Raw genomic sequence first — 25,526 nt, forward strand, 5'->3', positions numbered from 1 at the left:
GTCAGAGCAATCCGGGAAGGGTCGGCCGGGAGATCTGCAGCGTCAGAAAAAACGCCAGACACTCCCGGGGAGCAATCAGGCCGCTTCTGACAGACGATGTTCACGCCACAGGATTGCAAGCGCCGAGACAAGAGAGGCGATATCTTCCCGACGATGGAGCGGGCCTGGTGTAATGCGCAGACGTTCTGTTCCACGGGGAACAGTAGGATAATTGATGGGCTGGATATAATGGCCGAAGCGCTGAAGCAACGCATCTGACAGAGCCCGGCATTGCGTGGCATCTCCCACCATCACAGGCACGATATGCGATGGGTTGGCCAGATGCGGTATGTTGGCCCGATCAAGGCTCTCACGCAGCCAGGCAACAGCCTGTCTATGCGCCTGACGTTCTGCTTGGCTCTGGCGCAGATGGCGGATACTGGCCAGGGCACCTGCGGCGATCATGGGTGGCAAAGCTGTCGAGAAAATGAAACCCGATGCAAAGGACCGAACGAAATCACACAGGGCTGCCGTGCCGGTAATATAGCCGCCAACGACACCAAACCCCTTACCGAGTGTTCCTTCAATGACCGAAAGCCGGTGTGCAATACCCAGCTCCTCTGCCACGCCACCGCCCTGATGGCCATAAAGCCCGACAGCATGGACCTCATCAAGATAGGTCAGGGCATTATAACGATCCGCCAGATCACAGAATGCTTCGATCGGAGCAATATCCCCATCCATGGAATAGACGGATTCGAAAGCAATGATCTTGGGCGTATCGAGTGGAAGTGCCTTCAGCTTCTCTTCGAGATCGGCAACATCATTGTGACGGAAGATCATCTTCTCGGCACGGGAGTGACGAATGCCCTCAATCATCGAAGCATGATTGGCAGCATCCGACAGCACGACACAGCCCTTCAGGCGTGCGGCGATTGTACCCAGCGTCGCCCAGTTGGACAGATAGCCGGAGTTGAAGAGCAAGGCAGCTTCCTTGCCATGCAGAGAGGCCAGCTCGGCCTCAAGCGCCACATGTTCGTGATTGGTACCTGAGATGTTGCGTGTTCCTCCGGCGCCGGCACCGCTACGTTCCAGGCTTTCATGCATGGCCTTCAACACGTCGGGATGCTGCCCCATCCCCAGATAATCATTGGAGCACCAGACCGTGATGTCGCGTTTGAGCCCATGATGATAGGCGTGGGGAAACTGACCGGCATGACGCTCCAGCTCGGCAAAATGCCGATAGCTGCCGTCAGCCTTGAGCCCGTCAAGGGCTGTCTGGAAAAACCGGTCATAGACCGCATCTGCCTGCGCCATCTCTTCTCCTTCTCTTCAGCACCTAGCGCAGAACAGCTTAAGACGTTGCAGGGCAAGTTAAACTCACGTTATGGACGCCGTCTGGTTGTGCAGCCTGAACACGTCAATCAGCATCAATGCGGTCTCATTCCTTCTGCCCTGCGTGAAAGACAGGTCTGAGCTTCCCATAATGCATTGCCGGATGATCCGGAGCATTCTCCATCTTTCCCGAGACAGGACTCGATTTTTGCACAGGGGCAAGGCAGAATAGGGAGTGAAACAGTCCCCTATCTGATGCGCTAGTTACGCTCCCTCTTCACTTTCCATTCTGTTCAAGGACGAGACCATGTCGGCCTCCGCCCGCCCTTCACCCCTGTCACAACTGCTCTCCTACCCCCCGCTGGTCGCCCTCAAACCCTATTGGCGCGTAACAATCGCTGCCTTTCTCGGCTGGTTTCTCGATGCCTTCGATCAGACAGCCCTGCTTCTGACCCTGCCTGATATCTCTCATGATTTCGGCGTGACTATCAGTGCCATGGGTACGGTTCTGCTTGCACAAAGCATCGGGCGAGCCATTGGCAACACAGGCTGGGGCTGGCTGGCTGACCGTTACGGACGCCGCCTTGCCTTTCTGCTCGGCGTGCTCTGGTTCGGGATTTTCTCGGCAGCGACAGGATTCTCGAACGGTCTGATCAGCATGATCGTCATACAGTTTCTCTTTGGTATCGGTTTTGGAGGGGAATGGACTGCATCTGCTGCATTGCTGATGGAGAGCGTCCCCGGTCGCAGCCGCGCCATGGCGTCTGCCATCATGATGTCGGGCTATGAACTGGGCTTTCTGGCTGCAACGGCTGCACAAGCAATCATCCTGCCGCACTACTCATGGCGCCTTCTCTTCTTTATCGGGCTCGCCCCTGCCCTGCTCGCTCTGTTTATCCGCATCGGCGTCCAGGAAAGTCCGGTCTGGAAGCTCAAACAGGAAGAACGCCAGAACGCGACCGAAGAGGCACCGGTAGCCAAGGCAAAATTCGTACTGACCATAGCTGCCATACAGGCCATTGCCCTTATGTCCTTTCTGGAATTCCAGAAAGCTGCCATCTACAGTCTCTATCCAACAATTTTGCGCAACGTTCACCATCTGAGCCCGGCTCTCATTTTCTGGCCAATCAGCTGCTTTTGTATCGGCTCTCTCGTCGGCAAGCTTGGGTGCGGCGCGCTGGCAAGCCGTTTTGGCGATCTTCGCGTCATTATCGGGACGCTTATTGTCGTCGTATTGACCATTTACCCCTTCCTGAGCGCCAGTTCCTATCCTGTCCTGCTGATTGCCGCTGTGATCATGGGGCTTGCAGCCTCAGGCGTGTTCGCTCTGGTGCCGCATTATCTCGCAAAACGCTTTCCGTCAGATACGCGTAGCTTTGGCATGGGATTGAGCTATGCGATTGGTTCATTGGGTCAGGGTCTGGCGGGCAAGCTCGTGCCGGTTTGCGGTCGCTCTCTGGGGTTACCGTTGTCGGCGCAGCTCTTTGTGATCGGATCGAGCGTGATTGTGGGGGCAATTGCCTTATTGAACCAAAGGAACTGCCTGGAGAAACCATGGAGATCGAACAGGACTGATCTGCACAGGCTTTTTCTTCGAATAAAAAAGGCCGGAAGAGGAAACCTCTTCCGGCCTTTTTCCTGCAGGATACTACCCTTTCCTCAGGCAGAAGCGAGGGCATTCAGGCTGATCTGACGCAGAACATTTTTGGCAATCTCACGAACCGGTTCGTTCCGCGAAAGTACGAGCAGCGAAATCTCGACATTGAATTCCGTCTTGATCGCCGTCTGGATTTCAACACCAGCAAGAGAGTCGACACCCAGCTCATTCGGACGGGCACCCGGATCAATACTGTCAGGCGCCATCTTCAGAACACCACCAAGGATCGTCTTGACGTTCTCCAGTATGAAATCATAGCGCTCTTCCGGAGACAGTGCCTGAAGGTGAGCCAGCTTCTGCGCTGAAGAGTTCCGCACATTCTTCTCACGACGAATGAGTGCAAATTTGGGATTGCGCTCCAACGCACCGTGATGGGCAAAACAGGTTTCCCAGTCGATAGCCATCGCCGCGACCGTATCGCGATCCCGGTTGAGAAGATCCGGCAAGAGCGACAAAGCCTCGTCGCCAGGCAGGAGCCTGAAACCGGCATTTTCAAAGAGCTGTACGACACCGGCTTCCTGAGCCAGCATGCCCACTTCAGCAATTGGCCCCCATTGCACTGAAATGGCCGGGAAACCTTCCTTGCGCCGCGCACTGGCAAGGGCATCAAGCCAGGCATTTGCCGCGAGATAACTGCTCTGGCCAATATTACCGGTAACAGTCACGATTGACGAGTAAAGCACAAAGTAATCAAGCGGGCAGTCTCTCGTAAGCTCATCAAGATGACGTCCACCAAGGATTTTGGGAGTCATAACCTTGCGCAGGCTTTCCTCGGTGAATTTCGAGATCAATCTGTCATCAAGGACGCCTGCAGCATGAAAAACACCCTTCAACGGGCGGCCAGCCTCAAGAATAGCCGCTTTGATACGAGCCACATCGTCCCGCACACTCACGTCGCCATAGTGCAGAGTGATCCGTGCACCGGCCTTTTTCAGCGCCTTGATCTTCGCTACGGTCTCGGCATCATTACGTTTCCCACGCCCCATCAAATGGAGATGACGCGCACCGTTGCCTGCAAGCCATGCCGCAGTTGCAAGTCCCAACCCGCCCTGACCGCCTGTCACAAGATAGGCGGCTTCCGGATCAACTGGTCTCACAGGCTGACGCTGGGCGCGTACATCCGAAAGATCCTCATAAGATACGATGATTTTACCGATATGTTTCGCCGAAGACATGAATTTGAAGGCTTCGCGTACCTCGGATGCCGGAAAGACCTTATGAGGCAGGATGACCGTATCGAATCTCCGCGACAGGTAGGGAATACGACCAAAAAGTGCCACGGCTCTGCGACGGTCTCTGGCCATCATGAGATCAAGATCGAAGCTGTGGAACGAGACATTCCCGTTGAAGCTGAACTGGGACAGATCACGCTTTTCCCAGATATCCTTCTTGCCGATCTCGACAAAACGTCCCGTGTTGCAGAGCAAGGCAAGGCTGTGAGCCTGCATTTCGCCTGGCAGGCTGTTCAGCACAACATCGACACCCTTGCCGTCAGTCGCGTCAAGAATGCCTTCATAAAAAGCAAGACTGCGTGAATCCCAGACAGCTTCACAACCACGATCAAGAAGAATCTGCCGTTTCTCGTCACTGCTTGCCGTGGCAAAAATACGCGCACCGATAATCTTGGCAATCTCGATCGCAGCCAGTCCGACACCACCGGCAGCAGAATGCACAAGCAGGATTTCACCCTTCTTGAGGTGAGCCAGATCATGCAGGCAATACAGTGCAGTCCCGATGGCGATAGGGAGTCCCGCTGCTTCGATGACTGTGAGAGGACGACCTGCCGTTTCGAACAGATCCAGCGGCATTACACGAAGGTCCTTGGCCGGCAGGGTCATATGCGAGGCAAAGCATCCCGGATGGGAGGTCAGATAACGCTTGCCGACCTCAAATCTCTTCACTCCCTTGCCAACCGCAACAACCTCCAAGCAGCATTCCATGCCCATTTCAGTCGTGTGATAGGTATCGAGAAGGAATTTCTCCGGCAGGACGGAAATGCCTTTCAGCATATCCTTGAAGTTGAGTGAGGTCGCCAGAATCCGGATTGTGATTTCGCCACGCCCTGGTGGACGCACATCAAAGGCCGTGTAGTAAAGTCCATCCAGCGTACCAGTACGGCTTTTCTGAAGCTTGATGCCAGGCGAGCCCGGCAATTGTGCGAGCTTCCTGTCTGGCTGACCTTCAATTGGCATAAAGCGCGGCACAAAGCGGCGCCCCTCGCGCAAGGCAACCTCGGCTTCGGAATCATCATGCAGGATCTCCCCTGCAAGAGCCGTCAGGGAATCGGGTGTGGCCAGTGTATCGATGTCGATCACCTTGCCGCGGAATTCCGGACGCTCATCAACAAAACCCTTGAAGAATCCGACCAAGGCAGCGCCATCGGGAGACACTATGGCCGGTTTTGCAAGCATTTCTTCCGGATCGAAAAACAGTGCATTTTCAGAAACGAAGATGAATTGAGGCTGCTGTTCGCCTCCATCGATGAGAAGGCGTTTGCCAAATTTCACCAATGCATTGACCTGATCGACAATTGTGTCGAATGCGCCATCGGGAAAAGATCCTGCGTGATACAGGATGGCATCGAGAGAGAGGCCTGGCTCCAGACCAATCGTCTCTGCGGTAATATCGCCGGACCGCGGGACTGAGAGAACGGTCACACCATTGTCTTCAAGAAGTGCAACAAGCTTTTTGAGAGGTGCAGTCCTGGGTCCGGTAACCAGAATGGTCTTGGGCTCAGCGAAAAGGATAGACGGCTCGGTCTCGGTCCATTTCGTGAAATATTCCTGCTTTTCTGCTACCTGTGCCGTATCCTTGCGAACACGCGGCACTTCAGCAAAACGCATCCCCCTTACTTCGGCAACTGGCATGCCCTCTATGGTATAAAGACGCATATTCGCCTCGATCTGGCTCTGACTGATCGAGGTAATCTCCACCCGGGCAACAATTTCAGTAACGCCCTTGCTAAAACAGCTCAGGCGCTCAAAACCGACCGGCACATACATATGATCGTTGTAACTCTCGGGAATGAGACCGATCAAAGCATGCATGGCGCCATCCAGAAGCGCCGGATGCAGGTAATAGGCAGGAGCAGCGTCCAGCTCGGCCTCAGTCAGTGCAATACGGGCATAGGCGACTTCTCCCTGTACGGCAAAGCGCTGCAAGGTCTGGAAGCGTGGTCCATAATGGAAACCAAAAGCGCGAACCTTCTCGTAAAGCCCTGCACCTTCAAGCCCTTTGGCAAGGCAATCATGTGCCTCGTCTTTGTCCAGCACCGGCATGGGCCACGGTGCAGCTGACAGAATATCGACCCTGCCATGGTCGAGCCACATCTCGCTGTATTCTTCCTTTGCGCTGAAAAAGCGCAGGGTCTTTTTCGCTTCGTCATAATCAAGATGCATGACCGGGTTATCGCCAGTCTGCACTACCAGCGGCGCAGTAATCTCGAAATTCTCGAGGATAATTCCTGTCTGGCCCTCGACCTCATGCCCAACTGCCAGGGCTGCTTCAACAAAGCCTGCTGCAGGCAGCAGAACCACGTTATCAATGCAGTGATCCTTGAGCCACGGCACATTAAGTCCGGTCAGATCGACGACCCATGACTTGCCCGGTGTCATGGCTCCAAAGCCAATCAGAGGATGGCTGTCACCACCCTGGCGGAAACGTCTCTCACGCTCATTCTCGACCCAGAACTCTTCGCGTGACCAGCGATACGCCGGAAGATCAATCAGCTCACCGCCTGTGATGGACCGCCAGTCAAGACGTGCCGTCTGCAAGATGATCGCGGCGACTGCATTCTCGAGGCATTTCTCCTCTTTCTCCTGGCGATTTAGCGTACTGATCACGCTCAGCTTGGCTTGATGCTTGTCTGCAACCGATTTGAGTGAACGCCCTATCACCGGATGCGGACTTATCTCAACAAATTGAGTGAAACCATCATTCAGACAGGCTTCGGCAGCCGAAGCAAAAAGGACGGGCTGTCGGGCATTACTGAACCAGTATCCGGAATCCACACGATGATCTTCTGCCGTGAGCGTCCCTGAAACAGTAGAGTAGAAGGGTATGCTGGCCGCCTTGGGAGCAAGCGACTCAAGAGCGGATTTCAGATCGGATTCGATACGATCCATAGCCGGACTGTGAAAAGGCACCTCAACATTGAGAATACGATTGAACAGGCCTTTTTCCGATAGATATGCTGAGAGGATCTTTATACCAGCTTCCGGCCCGGCCACAGTGCAGGTATTGGGAGCATTGACCGCTGCCACGCAGAGTTCGGGTGCTTGCGTGTCAATAATCTCCTGAACAGCCTCGGCAGACAGGCCAACAGCGAGCATACGCCCCGTACCATCAAGGCTGCCCTGCAAGGCACTTCGGTGGTAAATGACTTTTACAGCGTCATCAAGACTCAGCGCGCCAGCAATATAGGCTGCCGCGACCTCCCCCATGCTATGTCCCAGAACAGCGTCAGGCATGATGCCCTGCTGGGCCAGATATTCGGTCACTAGAATCTGAATGACAAAAATTGCAGGCTGAAGAATAGCAGTATTGTTGATACGGGAAGAGTCTTCTTCCTTCAGGATTTCGTCGCAGATGGAAAATCCGGACAATGCCCTGAAAAGCGTATCGCAACGTCTTGCCTTGGCCAAAACCGGCTCAGGCGCATGACTTAACAGATAACGCCCCATCCCCCACCACTGCGGGCCCACACCAGAATAGACAAAAACGATACCCAGACCGGATTGGGCCTCGACGGTTGCCTGAAACATATCCTCATGACGCTGATCCTGCAGATACGCGTCGAGTTTTTCACCCAGATCCTGTTCATCACGAGCCAGGACAAGAAGACGGTGTCGAAACAGGGTCCGCGACGTAGCAAGACTGAACGCGAGATCTCCCAATCGCGGACAGGACTCATCAGAGAGACGGTCACGATAGGCTGCCGCCATGAGAGGCAATGAGGGCTTGGAGAAAGCCGTCAGCAGAAACGGAATTTTGTCATTGATCCGCTTTGCCCTGACAGCCTTGCTGGAAACTGCCTTACCTGGTTCCGGACGACGGAGCAGGGCAATAGCATTCGTGCCGCCATAGCCAAACGAGTTTACCCCGGCATAACGCGCTACGCCCTTTGTAGCGATTGACCGCATCTCTCCTCGAGGAACATCAAGATTCCATTCATCAAGATGAATGGAAGGATTGATCGTTTGCAAACGCGGTTGCGGTGGAGCCATCTGATGACGCAGGCACAGCGCAGCCTTGAGCGTGCCAAGTGCTCCAGCCGCCGCTTCTGTATGACCAAGATTGGCCTTGATCGCACCGATGACCAGTTTTTCGTCTTTGAACCGGGCAATAGATTGCGACAAAGCATAGGTCTCAATCGGATCACCTGCCGGTGTTCCCGTGCCATGGGTCTCGACATAAGCGACATCATTGGGTTCGACCTGGGCTATCTCAAGAACCTCAGTCATGAGACGCGACTGCGCTCCGGCATCAGGCGAAGTCAGAAACTGGGTACGTCCGTCCGAATTCACCCCGGTAGCGCTGACAATGGCATGAATCGTGTCACCGTCGCGTTCGGCATCTTCCAGGCGTTTGAGAATGAAAACCACCCCGCCCTCGCCACGGCCATAACCGTCAGCAGCAGCATCGAAACTCTTCGAACGCCCATCACGCGCGATAAAATGTCCTTTGGACATGATGATAGAGGTCTGGGGACAGATCATAAGACTGACGCCGCCTGTAACAGCAACATCTATCTCCCCCTCATTCAGGCTACGGCAAGCCTGATGCAAGGCAACGAGTGACGAGGAACAGGCCGTGTCAATCGACATGCACGGACCCTGAAAATCAAAAACATGGGCCAAACGGGCTGAAAGCATGGTTGAGGGCGTTGCAGTCGCTGCAAAATGATCACGCACAGTTGGCAAGTTATAGGGACTGGATGTGTGCACATGCGCATCAACAGCAAAGATACCGATGAAAACACCTGTTTTCTGTCCCGATAGCCTGGCGGGAACAACCCGGGCATTTTCCATCGCCTCCCAGGTTACTTCGAGCAATAATTTCTGTTGGGGATCGAGGATCTGTGCCTCTCTGGGGGAGATACCGAAGAAGAGAGGTTCGAACTCGTGTATGTTCTGCTTTAGGAAACTGCCTCGCCGCATATAGGTCTTCGAAGGAGCCTCAATTTCCTCGTCATAGAAGCGTCTTACGCTCCAGCGCTCCTCGGGAATATCTGTAATCGCCTCTCCCTCATCGCAAAGAAAAGACCAGAGTTCATCGACGTTCCTGATGTTCGGCGCCAGGCGGCAGCCAATTCCAACAATAGCAATATCAGATGTTTTCTTGCGCAACATGACAAAGACCCAAAATATTACAAATAATCACAAGGAAGACTATCGACACCTCACGGTCATTACCCGTGAAACTTTCTTGTCTCTCCGCTCTTCAGCGACGGCCTGTTTCCGACCGCTGAAAAGCCGAGGAAAGCCGCTGACGATCGATCCGTCCATCAAGGGACCAGGCATATGATCGACTGACATAACCCTGACCGGCGGCAGAGTCGGATAATAGGCTCGCAGTGCCTGGGCCAGCTGTTCAGCACTGAAATCGTCTGACGAGGTACGGACGATGTTGAGCTGATTTCTGCCGTCTTCGGCCAGTGATACAAAACTGCCGACATCACGCTGCCCTAACAAGGTTCGTGCGATGTCATCAATCACGCCCAGATCGAATTTTTCTCCTCCCAGAGAAACGAGATCATCGATACGGCCGGTAATACGAAGCTTCTTGTCTGATTCGAGAATGCCACGATCACCCGGATAAAACCAACCTTCTGCAAAATGCCGGGATTGTTTTTCCTGGATATCAACATAACCATCGAGCAGGCCTGAACCTTTGACGCGGACGATACCCTCCTCTCCCTGAGGCAAGGGCACACCATGGTCATCGACCACCTGTAATGTAATCCAGGGCAGAGCCATACCAACCGCATCTTCGGTCTCGAAAGATGCAGCATCTCCAATCGCTATCGCCCCGACTTCATCGGTGCCATAGGCTGTCGTGACATTGCGCGTAAGCCGGGCAAGTGTCTTTTCTCTCAGGGATGAGCTCAGTTTACCGCCTGTTACAACAAGCTTCAGCGTGTCCAACGGTGCCATACCCGGCGGCAGGACTTCAATGATATGAGCAAGATGACTGGGTGTCACGACAGCAACCGTCGCAATCTTACGAGCAATCAGAATGCCTATATCTGTGTGACTTACGAAATTAAGAGGCGAACCACCACATAATGCACTGCAGCCGACAATAAACCCGGTCAATGAAACAATACCAATTGTGGACAGGACATGCGGTCTTTCAGCTGTGATGCCCCCCATAATCTGATCTTGAAAGATCATATGCATGATGGCCATCTCTACCTGACGAAAGCTCATCGACAGGACACGTCGCTCTGCATCCGTTCCGGCAGCAATGCCGTAACGGCATATCGTATCGCAATCAATGGCAACATCGAGCGGTCTGGCCTCAGCCTGACGTACACGAGTCAGCCAGACCTCATTGATCTCCAAGACCTGGGTATTCTGAAGCGACAGCCCCCCGAAAGAAAGAACCATATCCGGCTCAAGAAGCTGGATATCACGGAGGAAAGAAGGGTCAGAACTCTCAGGCAAAGACACACTTGCCACCCCTAGAGACGCAAGGGACAGGACGAAAACCCAATGCCAGTAGAGATTGCCGCAATGGATACCGACAAGCTTCGGTCTGGCTTCGCGCAGTTTGTCCAGGGCAGCAGAGACTTTCATCACATCGTGGTCGAACTGGGCAAAGGTCCAGTCTTGTGAGAGGCTGTCAAAAGCCAGGGATTGAGGGTTCTGCCTCGCGTGACGCAGTGCCATGACATGAAACATTTTAATCAATCCCTGAACAAAAATGGGGCGGCCATGACAGCCGCCCTGTTTACCCACAAACCACGGGGCAGTTTTGAAACTACAACCTATCCTGCCTGTGCCCCATAAAACGGGGCCGTAGACTCCGCCAGGTAAGGCCCACCAGCAAGAACCTCTATAGCCAGAATACACACTGCATCTGATTGTCGGTCACTCAAATCAAGCACTGCAGAGCCTGTAGTCCAGCGTTGTCGTCCGTCTTCCACATTGGCCCATCCTTCAAGCGTTTCATCAATGAGATGATTACTGATATAGCGGGTCTTGTCAGACTCCCATATCTGGATATCTCCTACAAGTACTCCGAGATGACGCCTGTCATCATAGAAGGGGCCAATAACGTCGGCCGGACGAGAGACGCGCGATACAATGCGAACCTTGCGGGTATCGGGCGGTAACATGAATACGCTCGAACGATTGACTGTCCGCATTTTACGCATCACTCGGCCATGATCGTCAACAAGGTGCAGATCAGGATCTTCCGTGATTTCCGGTTCGCGCTTGATTTCTCCCAGCCCGAGAGCTGCCGCTCTGTGCGCAAGGGATGCGTGGAGCGGCTCGACAAAGCGACGCTCAACCCGCAGCGGCGCCGCTCCATCGCTTACCCAATCCCGCTCAGCGGCATTGAGGATATGCACGACCGAATTGGCCTGGGCAAAACGCTTGCGATCACCAGTATCGAGATAACTTTCGGTCAGCGCCCCCTCTGACCAGAGAATGGAATGCTCATTCGTCTCAATATGATAATAATCGAAATGAGTAATTGTCCGGTCATAGTAAATGCTGCGCCCATTAACCAGCATACGGGCAGGTACAAACGCACCGTTCAGGAACATGGCATGTTCTGGTGTGACAAGCAGATCCCTGTGCGGAATATTTTCACCAAGCGCACTACGCAGAATACGAACCGGATAACCTGCTTCATCGTCATCCAGCCAGGAACGCACAATGGTCGAGCGATGCCCCAGCCACACAATCTCACGGAAAACTTCTTCTCCATTGACGCAAGCGGCTACGCGATCACCGACCCTGAGATCTTCGATAGCGACCTCACCATGCTCCGTGCGGATCATTGTTCCCTTGAGAAAGCACTTGTCATAGACGAGGATCGTACTGCCATCCACTGGATCTCTCTCCAGATGATAATCCGTCGCTGCGTTCGCTTCCGTCCCACTGACCGGGGCTGACCACAGAACCTGTCCATTTTCGTCGACAATACTGATCTGGGTGCTGCTGTAGACGATGCGCTGCCCCTCGGTCCATCCGAGGGTATCAACATCAATACGCCCCTTCCAGCCAATATGAACCCCTTGCAACACAGCACCCGACTGAACGATGAGTAACCCGCCAGCACCCTCACCTTCTTCCGCAATACCGGAAATCGTGACATTCGTCAGAGTAGCACCGGAATTAACCGTCATGGTACCACCACGCGCAATAGAAACCGTTTGGGCAGATGCCATTGCATCGAGCGTAACCTCACCATCCGCCGCAATATTTGCCGTATTAATCTTGCCTCCGGCGAGAGCATGAGCACTCCCACCAGCTCCGACTGAAAGATTACTTGTCACTGCAGCACGCTCGACCTGCACAAGACCACCAGCAGAGACGATAGTATCGCTTGCCTGACCACCAGGACCCAGGATCTGCGTCCCTGCGCTGAAGATGGTCTTCATCGAGACGCCGCCAGACGCTACAGTTTGAAGCCCACCAATCAGACTGCCTATATCCGTTCCTCCGCTCTCCAGAACCTCGGTCGAACCGATATCAAATTTACTTGCGGATATAACACCAGGACCTGAAAAACTCTGCCCTTTTAGTGTGAACCCTCCCCCTGCAATACCATACCCACCGGCTTGCACATGAGCATCCAGCACAAGGCCGGGACGCCCTCCGTGAGCAGGTATCTGGCTTGCAAGCACACCTCCCTGGGGCCCTACTGTAACGCCGCTGACAAGGCCATTATTGATGGCTGCAAAACCACCGCTGTCATAGGCGGTTCCTCCCATGACTGAGCCATCGCCACCGGCAAGAACCACACCGCCTGACACCACGGTGGCTCCCGACGCCATTGCAGCTGCGGAAGCAATCAGCATGGCAGGATTATTGGTGCCACCTGCACCCAGACCTGCAACGTAGCTGTCAATCGTTACAGCATCCGCGCCTTGTGTAATGAGCGTCGCACCGCTCAACACACGGTAACTGTAAGGACCGATTGCGGTAATGGACGCTGCGCCCGTCATACCATCAGAAGTAATACCCATATGCCAGCTCCCGCTCGAATATACGAGTACGCATCATTAAAACGAAAAGAGAATGACAAGACGAAAAACATGTCGCTGCGTCACAGATCAACGCCCAATTCGCAAGATACGAAATTCACTCGCCTATGTTTTGTTAACTAAAAATCAATTGGCACATGGGGTTTTGTTAATCAATACAAGTATATATAGGGAATTTTTATGATGATTGACGATCTCGCGTTTCTTTTTGGAAAACCATTTCTTCGACTTCAGTTAGAACCTTGTTAAGCTGGCTTTTTTTCCGGTGATGCCGCTCACAAGGATACACACACACCTAAACCACTATTTTTATTTTTCGATAAGAAACCGAAGCAGAATATGTCTGCAACACTCGTTCGAGCTAATTCGCACATCAATATAGAACTACAGAATCTGTTACGGGATAAGTTCTCGCCTACTCGTACCACGAGCATTGTCTGCCGGGCGTGAGAAGGCGAGAACTACGATGTTTAGGCCAGTACTGCCGATTTAGCTTCAGATGAAGACTCCAGCATGTAAGGACCTCCCGCCAGAATCTCGATCGACACCATGGCTATGGTATCGACGGCGCCGTCATCCCAAGGCAATTCTGCATAACCGGTTGTCCAGCGATGCGATTCTTCTTCCTTACCAGCCCAGCCGCTCAGATCATGTGATGTCAGATGGGCATCTATGAGACGCGTACGCCCAGCCTCCCACACCTGGATCTGACCGACCAGAACCCCGAGCTCGCGTCGATCGTCGAGATAGGGCCCGACAACGTCGATGGGACGAGAGATACGAGAAGCAAGATAAAGCTTCTGCGCCCCGGACGGCACCATGAAAACATGCGTATTCTTGACGATACGTAGCGTACGGATCTCTCTGCCCTTGTCGTCAACAAGCCGTAGATCAGCTTCTTCTGTCAGAGCCGGCTTTGGAAGAGTCACACCAAGAGTGAGCTTTTCCGCTCTTTCAGAGAGCTCGGCAAAAAGAGGCTCGACAAAATCGCGCTCGACACGCAGCGGTGCGGCAGCATGCTCTTCCCAGTTTTTGGCAGGCGCATTCAGCAGACGTACCACGGTATCATTCTGCGAGAACGTGAGGCGATCACCTGTATCGAGATAACTTTCACTCAGTGCACCATCAGACCATATGATCGAGTGCTGATCTGTTTCGACATGGAAGTACTCGAAATGGCTGATCGAACGATCATAGTAGATACTGCGACCATTCACCAGCATACGCGCAGGAACAAAGGCATTATTGAGGAATATTGCATGTTCCGGCGTTACGAGAAGATCCTTATACGGAACATTTTCTCCAAAAGCGTCCTTCACAATACGAACCGGATATCCACACTCGTCATCATGGAGCCCTGGCCGGATGGTGGCAGCACGATGCCCGATCCAGATGATCTCACGATAGATTTCCTTTCCATCCGAGAAGGCCGCCACGCGATCACCTACTGCGAGATCCTCGACCGCACATTCACCCTTCTCGGTACGAATCATCGTACCCTTAAGGAAGCATTTATCATAAACAATTGAGAGACTTCCGTCTGAGTCTGGCTGCACACGAAAATCACTGGCACTCGAAGCAGCCGGGACACCAACAACAGGACCGGACCAGAGTTTGTTTCCGCTTGCATCCGTGATTGTCAGCGTATTGCCGCTATAAACAGTCTTGGCTCCGGAGACATACTGGACACCGTCGATATCAAGCCGGCTCTTGTAACCCATGGACGTAACGCCGTTGAGTACAGCTCCTGACTGGAGAACCAGAAGTCCGCCAACACTACCGCCAGAATCAATGCCTGAAATGACAGCATTCACGAGTGTTGCACCCGAACCGATCGTAAATGTGCCCCCACCGGAAATGGTAACATTGGAAATCACAGCAGCAGAATCCGCAGAAGCTGCCGCTGCTGCCTGAACCTGGAGATTGGTGACAAGACCACTAGCTGTCGCACGCAAAGAACCGCCAGAAGCAAGCGTAACCGCTGATGCAGTCCCCCCACTCACCATGATTAGACCATTTGCCAGGGCCGTAGCCCCACTTGCAAAACCTCCGGACTGAAGGATCTGCGTACCTGCGCTGAAGATCGACTTCAGGGCCGAGCCGGCAGAACTGACGATCTGGGTACCACCGATAATACTCCCGACCTCAGTACCGGCCGAGTTAACAAGCTCCGTCGAGCCAACATCGAATGTTCCTCCGGACATGATGCCGGGACCCGCAAAATCCTGCCCCTTGACCGTAAATTTACCACCCACCGCACCATATCCACCGGCCTGGACATGCGTGTTGCGGACAACCCCAGGACCACCGCCGGAACCCGCAGCCCCGCCTGCATACACAGCGCCCATTGAGCCGATCGTCGCGCCGTCAACAAAACCACCATTGATAGCAGCAATAGAGCCACTGTTAGTGGCCATTCCGCCTACAACAGTACCGCCATAGACACCCAGAGCTGCACCACCAAACCCGACTTCAGGCCCGGAAACAATACCACCTGCCGACGCCATCACGAGTGCCGGGTAATTTGTGCCACCAGACTGTCCGGGTATCGTACCCGAACTATTGTTGGGTCCGTTACCGAAGCCGGAAACAATAGGACCCGAAATGACATAGCCTGCACCCTGAACAACCAGGGTAGCACCGCTCAGAACTGAATATTGCCCACCACTACTGGTGATTGTAGCACCACTGGCTGTAACATCCGATGTAATTGCCATTCCGGCCTCCACAAAATACCCGACGCGGCAAACCCAGAATTTCCCACCGGAATCCCCGTGGAAATGAGTCCCGCAGTTTCACGCGGTCTGCCGCGCATTCAGCCAGTCTATCTCTGGCAATTATCGTTTCCTATTTACCAACACTCAGGTGACACACAAAACGAAAGAACGCAATGGATAATTAGTTACCGATCCTTTCCAAAAATGAAACACTATGCATTATTTATTTATACTATAGTAAAAATTACTTTATCTAGAGTAAATTTCATGTAAATTTTCGGTAAAGTCTGAAAACGTACAGGAGAATTATCATTTATGTATATTTATTCTCAAAAACAAAGATTGATACATTGTTTTTTTTGATAAAAAAAACTTACTTCCTCTCGATTAACTATTTATTATTTTCCCATAGACAAATCTCCATGCGATAATACTTTATGCGCTTTATCAAATCCTATTCCCCATTACATGTAGCCACCCATATTATTAACCTTACAATAGACAGGAAATCCGCACCTAAAAATATTGCGTTTAATGCCCTCAGAGTTCAGTATCGACCCTGATGTCCTGGAATTGAAGTGGTCGCGAAGTGAGTAAAATAATTTTCCTTAACCCTTTTAGTCCTACAGCCATTTCAGGTGGCATTAAAGTAACCTATCAGCACGCAGCCATTCTTGCAGAACTTGGCCATGATGTGTCGATTTTTCAGCCAGCAGGGAAATCTGAGTGGCTTGAGATTTCCGATCGAATCACATTTTGTAGTGATATTGTATCGGATGAACGGACTCTTCTGGTCTACCCCGAGACCTTGAACGGCTTCATGCTTGATCTCGCCCGCGCTCCGCTCCCGGGTACCAAAGTGATGTTCTGTCAGAACCAGTTTTACCTTTACAGTTTCAGGCTGCCTGGAGAGGATCTTCTGGGGATGGGATTCAAACATTTTATCGTACCCGGCCATGAAACAGCCAGATCCCTCGCCTCCGTACTCAGATTACCCAATATCCATGTCATTCCGAACTCGATTGATCCCGAGCTCTTTTACCCACGCCCCAAGCAGCTATGTATTGCGACGAACCCTAGCAAATGGCCTGCTCAGAAAGGCAACTCCGCCATAGCAGAGCTTCTCGGTTCCATGCTGCATCTCAAATATCCCCACACGAAGGATATTCCCTGGATTCCGCTCGAAAATCTGGCACAGCACGATGTCGCCCAAATCATGGGTGTAGCCAGCATCTTCCTGGCCTTGTCGCGTCAGGAAGCGGCTCCTTTGACACCACTGGAAGCCATGGCTTCGCGCTGTGCTCTGGTCGGTTTCCATGGCACAGGTGGCATCGATTACGCGACACCGTATAACGGGCACTGGTTTTCCCCAGAGCAATGCGAGGAAATCGTTGACTGCATCGCATCGCTTATCTTTGAGATCTCTCATGGTGCACCACGCGTTGACAGAATGCTTGACGAAGCAGAAAAGACTGCCAGAAAATATTCTGTCAGTGCCACATATCAGGCTATAGTCCAGGTTTATGGCGAGATCCTCGCACCATTGGCTGCCTAGGATTTTTACAGAGTAAACATCAAGGGCAGTTACCTATGGACAGCATGCCGAGCCAAATTGGCCCTGAAGGAATCAGATATGATTTTCAAGATGGTTGCCGTGTCAGCCTTCCTGAAGGACAGTGGCATCTGGAGATCAAGGATCTGCTCACCCAGACAGTGCTTTTCTCCGACAACAGCACCGGCGGACTTGTTACAAGCACCAAAAGATATTTTATTCCGTTCTCGATCAAGGTGAGCCGCGCCGGGCGAGTTATTTTCAATCATATCATGAATCTCCGCGATCAGGAGGTGTTGATTGACATGCATCTCGGTGGGATCGGCGATCATATTGCCTGGATGGGGCATGTTGAAGCTTTTGTGGAACGACATGGCTGCAATCTTACCTGCATCGTACGAACCGATATTGTCGAACTCTTCCGGGAAAAAAGCGATCTTATAACCATCACTGACAATCACGAGCTTTTCAGTCATCAATATTATGCCCGCTACAAGGTCCTGATCTTTTTCAACGACAATGACCGAAACTTTCAACCCACCGACTATCGACAGGTTGGGCTAGGCGTTATGGCTGCCTACATTCTTGGCCTTCCCCCTCAGGATCGACGCCCAACCATCAGAATTGCCGAGGGAGGCAGACCAATTCCTGAAGAATATGTCTGCATAGGCACCCAGGCAAGCGGGCATAACAAATACTGGAACAACCCGACAGGTTGGCTCAATCTGATCCCGTTTCTCAAAAAGCTTGGCTACCGGGTTATCTGCATTGATCGTGACCGCGTGACCGGCAGCAACACGATCTGGCATCATATTCCTCATGGAGTAGAGGATATGACAGGCCAGATCCCGCTAACTGAACGCGCACGCTGGTTAACTCACGCGGCCTTTTTCATAGGTCTATCGAGCGGTCTTTCCTGGGTCGCCTGGGCTGCCGAGTGCCCTGTCATACTGATCAGTGGCTTTACGGAACCTTACAATGAGTTTGCAACACCTTATCGCGTGATCAACCGGAATGTCTGCAACGGATGTTCAAACGACGTGACCCTGGAGTTCGAACGGTCAAACTATATGTGGTGTCCGCGTCATGCTGATACAGAGCGCGACTTCGAATGCACCAAGATGATCTCCTCACGCCATGTCGAACAGACCATTGAACAGCTGATCGCAGATCAACAGGACTATGCCTAGTATGAGCGATATCAATTCCATTATTGATTCGATTTTGAACTACGCTGGACCGAACCAGACTGAATCATCTTCAACCCCACCTCCGTCTTCCGCCGTTGCCCTTGAAAGCTCTGCCCCGGTCTCTGCACAGTCAAACAGCAACAGCGCCTTTCCAGCCTCCCCGGACGTTCCGACACAGATCACTCCGACAGGCATTGCCTATGACTTCAATTTTGGCCCGCGTATCAGCCTTCCCGAGGGGCGCTGGCGGGTCAACCTGCTGGATCTGGATCGTGACGTGCATCTCTACAGAGCCGAGACCGGCGCCTGTATGATCGTCGGGTCGAAAAAATACTATATCCGTACACGGCTCGAAGTTCTTTCACTCGACACAAATGAAGTTGTTCTCGTGCATGATTACGATTGCCGCGATCAGAACGTAGCCATCCTTTTGCCCGGGGGTACGCTGGGCGATGCGATCGGATGGTTTTCATACGCGGTCAAGTTTCAGCAGCTTCATCAATGCCACCTGACCGTCGCCATGAACCCGGACGCGTGCAAACTCTTCGCCGGGCAGTATCCCGGCATCAGGTGTTGCACCTTCACGGAATATGAGGAAATCAAGCACCTCTCATATGCCACCTATCATATAGGTCTCTTTTTTAATGACGAGGTCCATGACTGGCAGCCTTCTGATTTCCGTCTGGTCGGATTACATCGCACGGCTGCCTATATACTGGGTGTGAATCCTGCCGAAGTGCCTCCACGCATGGTGCCATGGCCGGAGGCGAAACCGCCGATAGAAGGGCCGTATGTCGTTATAGCCACTCAGGCATCCAGCCAGTGCAAATACTGGAACAATCCTTACGGGTGGTCACGTGTGATTACCCATCTCAATCAGCTTGGTTACGAAGTTGTCTGCATCGACAAAAGCCCCGTGGGCGGGCACCGTAACAACTGGAATTATATTCCGCACGGAACGCGTGATGAGACGGGAGATCGCCCGCTTGCCGAACGTGTACACTGGTTGCGCCACGCCACCTTCTTTATCGGCCTTTCAAGTGGCCTCTCCTGGTTAGCCTGGGCAGCGGGAACGCCTGTTGTCCTGATAAGCGGCTTTACCCACCCCTTGAATGAGTTCGAAACCCCCTACCGCGTATTTAATCCTCATGTCTGCAATAGCTGCTGGCATGATGTTCGCACACCTTTTGATCACGGGAACGTCTTGTTCTGCCCACGACATGAAAATACTTCGAGGCAGTTCGAGTGCACCCGCCTGATCTCACCCGAACACGTCATCTCCTATTGCAACACTATACATCAGAGACAGCAATCGCTTCCCGCGATCGAAGAATAATTCCTCTCCCCAGATTTCAGATAAACGGATATTATCGAATGTACGAAGAAAATCAGCTGCTCATCGACGCGCAGGCGTGGAAAGAGAGAAGTCTGATCGAATTACTTTACTTCAGAAGAATAACAAAAGGTGAAGATCCGATCTTTCTTTTCCTTGGAGATGGTGAAAACGTTACCGAAACACTGAGTGCGGAAACATTACATCGACAGGCCTCACGCGCCGGCGCTCATCTTGCACGTACACTCGAACGTAATTCGCGTATCGTCCTGCTGTTCGAGAACGGTCTGGATTATATTATTGCTTTTTTTGCGTGCCTCTATGCAGGGCATGTTCCTGTATCCGGGATCTATCCGAGTTCGATCGGCGCGAGAGAGCGTTTTGCTTTCGTATTGCAGGACTGTCAGGGACAGGCCGTGCTTGGTAAGAAGGAAACGCTCCAGCTTTTCCATTTTGATGCTGGTCTGGAACAGCCTGTCAAATGGATCCCCCTGGAGAGCGCACTAAAATCGTCACGTGAAATTGAGCCGATTCCGGCACTTTCGGAATCTCTAGCTCTCATACAATACACTTCAGGATCGACAGAGACTCCGAAAGGAGTCGGATTATCGCATAGAAATATCTGTCACAATATTTATATTCAGCTCATTTCCTATCAATATCAGGATACCGGATTAATCTGGCTTCCTTTCACTCATGACATGGGTCTTATTGGTGGTGTCTTACCTGCTCTCGCGGCCGGAAAGCCCTTCTACTTCATGTCTCCTGATAAATTTATCGAAAAGCCGTCTCGATGGCTTGATGCGATCAGTCGGTTTGGTGCGACACTCTCCGGCGGTCCGGATTTTGCCTATCGATATTGCGCTCGCCTTCCTCCCAACGAAATCTCACCGCACTGGGATTTGTCCCGTTGGAAGGTTGCATTTAACGGATCCGATAGTATCAACCCTGAAACACTCGACAATTTCTACAATGTTTTCAAGAACAACGGCTTCGTGAAAGAAGCTTTTTATTCCTGCTACGGCCTCGCTGAAAATGCCTTGCTCGTGACATCGGGTACCAAGGATCAAGGCATAAGACTGACATCCTTTGACCGCTTTTCGCTCAGCCAGGGGAAAGCGGTGGCTACATCGCAACATATCGAAAGCTCCACGACACTTCTCGCCAGTTGCGGCTTACCACACGAAGAACAGCATGTTCATATTGTGGATCCCGATACAATGACTTTTCTTGCTGAGGATCTTGTTGGCGAAATCTGGGTCGACAGCCCCTGCGTCAGCATCGGTTATATAAATAACCCCCAGCGTAATGCCTATAGTTTTATAGAAATCGATGGAAAAAGGTATCTGAGAACACAGGATCTAGGATTTCTACATGAAAAAGAACTTTATCATGTAGGCAGGTCGAGTGAAAAATTTACGCATGAAGGCAATATCTATTATACAAATGATATCTCCCTCTCCCTGAGCAAGGCATTTGCAGGCGCGGTATGCCTGGTCGCGCCTCCATGCCTTCCCCAACGCAGATTACCCAGCCTGATTATAGAGTACGAAACGGCACCGGATCCCACGGGTCTGCGGGCACGCGTGTCCGAGACAATGAAACGCTATCGGATTACGCAGTTTGCCTATTACGCCATCCGCAAAGGATTTGTTATCCGCACCCCAAGTGGCAAACTCCGAGCAGATCTCACACTTGACAATATCATGGCCGAGCAGTCGGCGATCTTGGTGTCGGGTGACACAGAATCACCCGTCGTCAGGGGCGCAAGCTCAATCATTTGATGGGCAGAACGACCTATGAGCAAGGCTAAAATCCGCTTATCCGGCTCACATTATGGATATTGTCACAAGTTGGTCTTGTCCAAAGCGGCATCGGTCACGTATGCATGTCCCAAGAGGCCAGTGCTTGCCTCCGAAAAACCGCCAATCGATCACAAAACTTGTGATCTTTTCCTCTTTGTGACAACCTTGTTTCGATCAGGCTGCACCTTTTAAATTTCCAAAGGTATTCTGCAAATGGCAGACAATAATTCAGACAAGATCCTGAACCAGATCGCACAGGGCATAGCGTCGCTTAATGCAGAATCAGCACCTATCATCTTTGCCGATAATGTGCCGGTCTACGGACATGTCGGGGGTATCATAACCGTTACCCTTGCTGCAGAACGTCCTCATGGCAACGAAATTGTAATTGCACCAACTGCGCATCTCAGACTGACCCCCAAGGCAGCAAAGCTTCTGGCCGAGTCTATTTTGAAAGCTTTCGCAATGGGAGAGCGCAAGGAAGCTCCTGTCAACTGAGAAGAAATTGTTCTCGTGAACCGGATCTCACCGTTCCCCTATCGGTGAGATTCACCATCGATAGAGCTCCTCTCCCGTAACAAACCTGCAAGATTGATCCGGGCATCGTTATCGCCAGCTGCCGCCCCTGCCTCGAAATAATGGCGGGCGTACTCGGTGTTTGCCGCAACAGCGCCACAGCCTTCCTCATGAAGCAGGCCAAGCATGTTGAAGGCCTTGCTGATACCACGACGAGCGGCTTCAACATACAAAGCATAGGCACCTGCCTTGTCCTGCAGTACGCCGTCTCCCTTCAGGAAGAGATCAGCCAGGTTGTAAAAGGCCCACCCCTCGCCACCCTCTGCTGCAGCCTCATACAAGGCCATTGCCGTTGCGACATCACGGGCCACACCCCAGCCGCGTTCATAAGCACGTCCGAGCATATTGAGCGCCGTCGGATGACGAGACTGGGCCGCTCGAACAAAAAGACGATATGCCTGCTGAGGCGCGCCGACATCCAGATACCATTGGGCGAGGTAAAGCTCGGCCTTAAGACGTTCATCGAGAGGCGTTATGGAGACAGGAGATGACATTGGCCACGAGGATCTGTGATCAGGGATGATTCCGGCCCCTCAGACCCGGGTGCAGAGCCTGAGAGGAGCAGAGCAGCAATACGGGTAGGAAGCCTTTTTTCCTGCCCGCATCGTGCAGAGGCTCGTCAAGAAAATCGAGCCTCGTGCCTCAGAAACGTAATCCTACAGACCCTAGGAACGTACGACCTGAGAGAGGAACGGCACGGGATGCAGAAAAAGCGGAAGCATAGTTGAGATGATTGGTCAGGTTATTCGCATTGAACTGAACATGATAGCGCTCATAATCATAGGAGAGCATGGCATTGAGCGAAACGTTGTCAGGCATGCGCCCCGTATTGGCTTCATTGGACCAGTAGCCCGAAGAATACTGTACGCCACCGCCCGCCTGTAGCTTGCCCTGATTGGGCTTCAGAACGAGGCTTGACACATTATAAGTGCTCCACACCGACAAACTGTTATTGGGCAGCTGCGGCGCCTTGTTGTTCCTGTAATTGGTGCTATGCGTCACCTTGCCGCCCATATAGGAATAGGAAGCATAAATCTCCCAGTCGTTGGTGATCTTGCCCGTTGCGCTTACTTCAAGGCCACGGATACGCCTGCCTGAACCTGCATCCTGGAACCCTGTAATAATCTGGCCAAAATCGTCATAGGTGAACGAATTGTTCTGTTCGATCTGGAAGATCGCAGCCGTGACACCCAGCTTCTTGTTCAGGAAATCGGCCTTGCCGCCGAGTTCATAGAGATCGCTGCGCTGAGGTTTCATGTCGCGACCATTTATAGCCACATCTCCGATATTGATGGATGTTGCTGTCTGGGAAGAAACATCGGTGCCGACCGGCTTGTAGGACTGGGCAAAGGTAAAGTAGAAAGTCGCGTTCTCGAACGGCTCGTACATGAGACTGGCAGACGGGCTGAACTTGTTCGTATTCTGCTTCTGCACGCCCTGAGTCGCAGCTGCGGCACTCCAGTAGGTCGAACGGTAGCTGTCCCAACGCACTGTACCATAAACCGAAAGCTGCTTGGTCAGATTGATCTTGTCAGCGAGGAAAAGACCCAGATCCCGGAAATCGGACGTGCGGCCGCCTGTTGACGGATAGGTAATCTGCGTACCGGGATATTCAAATTGTGGCGTACGTATGAGCTGAGTGTTCGAACGATTGATATATGTGCCGTAAACACGATTGTCCTTGGTATAGTTGATATCGACACCAGCCCGCAAATCGTGACGCAAGAACCCTGTCTTGAATTTCGAATGTCCCATAGTAACGTTCTGAACACCCCAGCCAGCCTGATCATAGGCCATACCGCCGCCAGCACCGTAAGCCAGAGCAGGATTGCGGCCGGCGAGAAATGCTGTTGCACATGCTCCTGAACAGGCAGCTGGCGTCGTGGCAGCAAAATCACGCGTATAATGCGAGTAACGCGTATCGTTGGAGAGCGTGAGCCACTTTGCTATCTGTGATGAGAATTTTGAAGTGACCATATGAACGTTGCCACTGTCACGATCGAAATTACGTGAGTAATTTGTATCACGAGCGAGGCCACGTTCGGTAATCGGCCGGAAAGTCGTGCCGGTCTGGATCATCGATACGCCATAATCCGGGCGACCACGGCTACCGAGCCACTGGTAATTCAGATGCCAGGTGTTTTTTGTACCCAGACCCACCCCGAGGTCTGCTGCAGCACCGTAACGGTCGGTACGCACATTATTGCGATCCGCCATCATCTGCTTGTTGTACATCCCGTTCACACGCAGCGCCGTATGGGAATTGATCTCATAATTGGCATCAGCCGAGCCGCGATAAAGCATCCCGCTGCCGAAAGACTGGTCAGCCCCGAATGATTTTCCCAGATGGGCTTTCTTGAGTGTCTGGTTGATCACACCACCCACATTGCCTGCACCAAAATACTGGCCAGATGGACCTTTGACGACTTCGACGCTTTCCGTGTTATAAACGTCACGCACGTAATTGCCGAAATCACGCAGTCCATCTTCGTAGATATCGCCACGAGCCTGCTGACCACGGATACGGAACTGGTCGCCATTCATGCCACCATTTCCCTCACCGGCAGACATGGTGATGCCCGGAACGTTCGACAAAGCCTGATCGAGAGTGAAAATACGCTGCTCTTCAATAAGCTGCTTTGGAACAACACTGATCGTCTGGGGAGTTTCACGCACTGTGGCTGGCATGCGGCCAATATCAAGCGACGTCGTGTTGGTGTTCATCGTGTTGATCGGAGTGGCACCGCGCACTTTTACAGCTGGAAGCTGCATGGCGGTATTTTCGGTCGATTTTGCCTCGCTTGAGGCATTATTCTGCGCTTCGGCTTCTTCAACGCCACCAAAACCAACTCCGGCAGTCAATGCCAGAAGAAGAAGACGTTTCTGTTTCCTCAGTGCCTCACGAGGTGAGGATAATAAATCACCATAAGATGATCGATCAGCAAAACGGAATCCGCAATCTTCTGGCATAGATTTCACCACTTAACCGGTTTCGAATCAGATAACACCAAACAGAGACTTTGACATATTTTGTAATTATTTCTCTTCCGACCTCAGTAAGGACAAGAAGACAAACTATTACATGCAAATCCGCTGTCCTGTCTTCGCCGGCGGTGTTACCGCCATGTTACGAGAAGATGCAAATGATTCTTAAGATCTT

Annotated in this window: 13 protein-coding genes; 6 read left to right on the forward strand and 7 right to left on the reverse strand. The window is 52.3% G+C overall.

Going from position 1 to position 25,526, the window contains the following annotated elements; genetic code table 11:
* Positions 1 to 75 precede the first annotated feature (75 nt).
* Positions 76 to 1,296, reverse strand: coding sequence for a 5-aminolevulinate synthase (hemA, locus tag JCM25354_RS00910; RefSeq protein WP_025884612.1), 1,221 nt, complete (start codon positions 1,294 to 1,296; stop codon positions 76 to 78).
* Between the two features lie 325 nt (positions 1,297 to 1,621).
* Between hemA and JCM25354_RS15675 the strand changes: the two genes are divergently transcribed.
* Positions 1,622 to 3,007: an MFS transporter gene (locus JCM25354_RS15675; protein WP_243443813.1), complete on the forward strand. Its 1,386-nt coding sequence runs from the start codon at positions 1,622 to 1,624 to the stop codon at positions 3,005 to 3,007.
* On the opposite strand, the gene JCM25354_RS00925 is transcribed toward JCM25354_RS15675, so the two are convergent.
* From JCM25354_RS00925 to JCM25354_RS19620, 4 genes are all read right to left on the reverse strand, one after another.
* The gene (locus JCM25354_RS00925; RefSeq protein ID WP_035446539.1) at positions 2,974 to 9,321 is read right to left on the reverse strand and encodes a type I polyketide synthase; all 6,348 of its coding nucleotides are present in this window, start codon (positions 9,319 to 9,321) and stop codon (positions 2,974 to 2,976) included. The genes JCM25354_RS15675 and JCM25354_RS00925 overlap by 34 nt on opposite strands.
* 39 nt (positions 9,322 to 9,360) lie before the next feature.
* Positions 9,361 to 10,875: an AMP-binding protein gene (locus JCM25354_RS00930; protein WP_035446541.1), complete on the reverse strand. Its 1,515-nt coding sequence runs from the start codon at positions 10,873 to 10,875 to the stop codon at positions 9,361 to 9,363.
* Positions 10,876 to 10,961: 86 nt separating this feature from the next.
* Positions 10,962 to 13,175, reverse strand: a complete 2,214-nt coding sequence (locus JCM25354_RS15680; protein ID WP_025884615.1) for a Hint domain-containing protein — start codon at positions 13,173 to 13,175, stop codon at positions 10,962 to 10,964.
* A 488-nt stretch (positions 13,176 to 13,663) separates the two neighbouring features.
* Positions 13,664 to 15,910 carry a Hint domain-containing protein gene (locus JCM25354_RS19620; protein ID WP_025884616.1) on the reverse strand — a complete coding sequence of 749 codons (2,247 nt, stop codon included), beginning with the start codon at positions 15,908 to 15,910 and terminating at the stop codon, positions 13,664 to 13,666.
* 589 nt (positions 15,911 to 16,499) lie between these two features.
* Here JCM25354_RS19620 and JCM25354_RS00945 point away from each other — a divergent pair.
* The 5 genes from JCM25354_RS00945 to JCM25354_RS00965 all read left to right on the forward strand — a co-directional run bounded on the left by JCM25354_RS00945 (position 16,500) and on the right by JCM25354_RS00965 (position 22,288).
* Entirely contained in the window at positions 16,500 to 17,465 is a 966-nt protein-coding gene (locus tag JCM25354_RS00945) for a glycosyltransferase family 4 protein (RefSeq protein WP_025884617.1), read from the forward strand.
* Between the two features lie 44 nt (positions 17,466 to 17,509).
* Positions 17,510 to 18,652 carry an autotransporter strand-loop-strand O-heptosyltransferase gene (locus tag JCM25354_RS00950; RefSeq protein ID WP_243443814.1) on the forward strand — a complete coding sequence of 381 codons (1,143 nt, stop codon included), beginning with the start codon at positions 17,510 to 17,512 and terminating at the stop codon, positions 18,650 to 18,652.
* A gap of 1 nt (position 18,653) precedes the next feature.
* Positions 18,654 to 19,988 (forward strand): autotransporter strand-loop-strand O-heptosyltransferase, encoded by a 1,335-nt coding sequence (locus JCM25354_RS00955; protein ID WP_025884619.1) that lies wholly within the window; start codon positions 18,654 to 18,656, stop codon positions 19,986 to 19,988.
* Between the two features lie 38 nt (positions 19,989 to 20,026).
* Positions 20,027 to 21,769, forward strand: coding sequence for an AMP-binding protein (locus tag JCM25354_RS15690; RefSeq protein ID WP_025884620.1), 1,743 nt, complete (start codon positions 20,027 to 20,029; stop codon positions 21,767 to 21,769).
* Between the two features lie 234 nt (positions 21,770 to 22,003).
* The gene (locus tag JCM25354_RS00965) at positions 22,004 to 22,288 is read left to right on the forward strand and encodes a hypothetical protein (RefSeq protein ID WP_025884621.1); all 285 of its coding nucleotides are present in this window, start codon (positions 22,004 to 22,006) and stop codon (positions 22,286 to 22,288) included.
* A gap of 38 nt (positions 22,289 to 22,326) precedes the next feature.
* Here JCM25354_RS00965 and JCM25354_RS15695 read toward each other — a convergent pair whose 3' ends face one another.
* Complete coding sequence (locus tag JCM25354_RS15695; protein ID WP_051537145.1) at positions 22,327 to 22,860, reverse strand: tetratricopeptide repeat protein; 534 nt, start codon at positions 22,858 to 22,860, stop codon at positions 22,327 to 22,329.
* Between the two features lie 148 nt (positions 22,861 to 23,008).
* Positions 23,009 to 25,336: a TonB-dependent receptor gene (locus tag JCM25354_RS00975; RefSeq protein WP_025884622.1), complete on the reverse strand. Its 2,328-nt coding sequence runs from the start codon at positions 25,334 to 25,336 to the stop codon at positions 23,009 to 23,011.
* Between the last annotated feature and the right edge of the window lie 190 nt (positions 25,337 to 25,526).

Origin of the sequence: Asaia prunellae JCM 25354 (assembly GCF_000613885.1) — a bacterium.
Lineage (GTDB): Bacteria > Pseudomonadota > Alphaproteobacteria > Acetobacterales > Acetobacteraceae > Asaia > Asaia prunellae.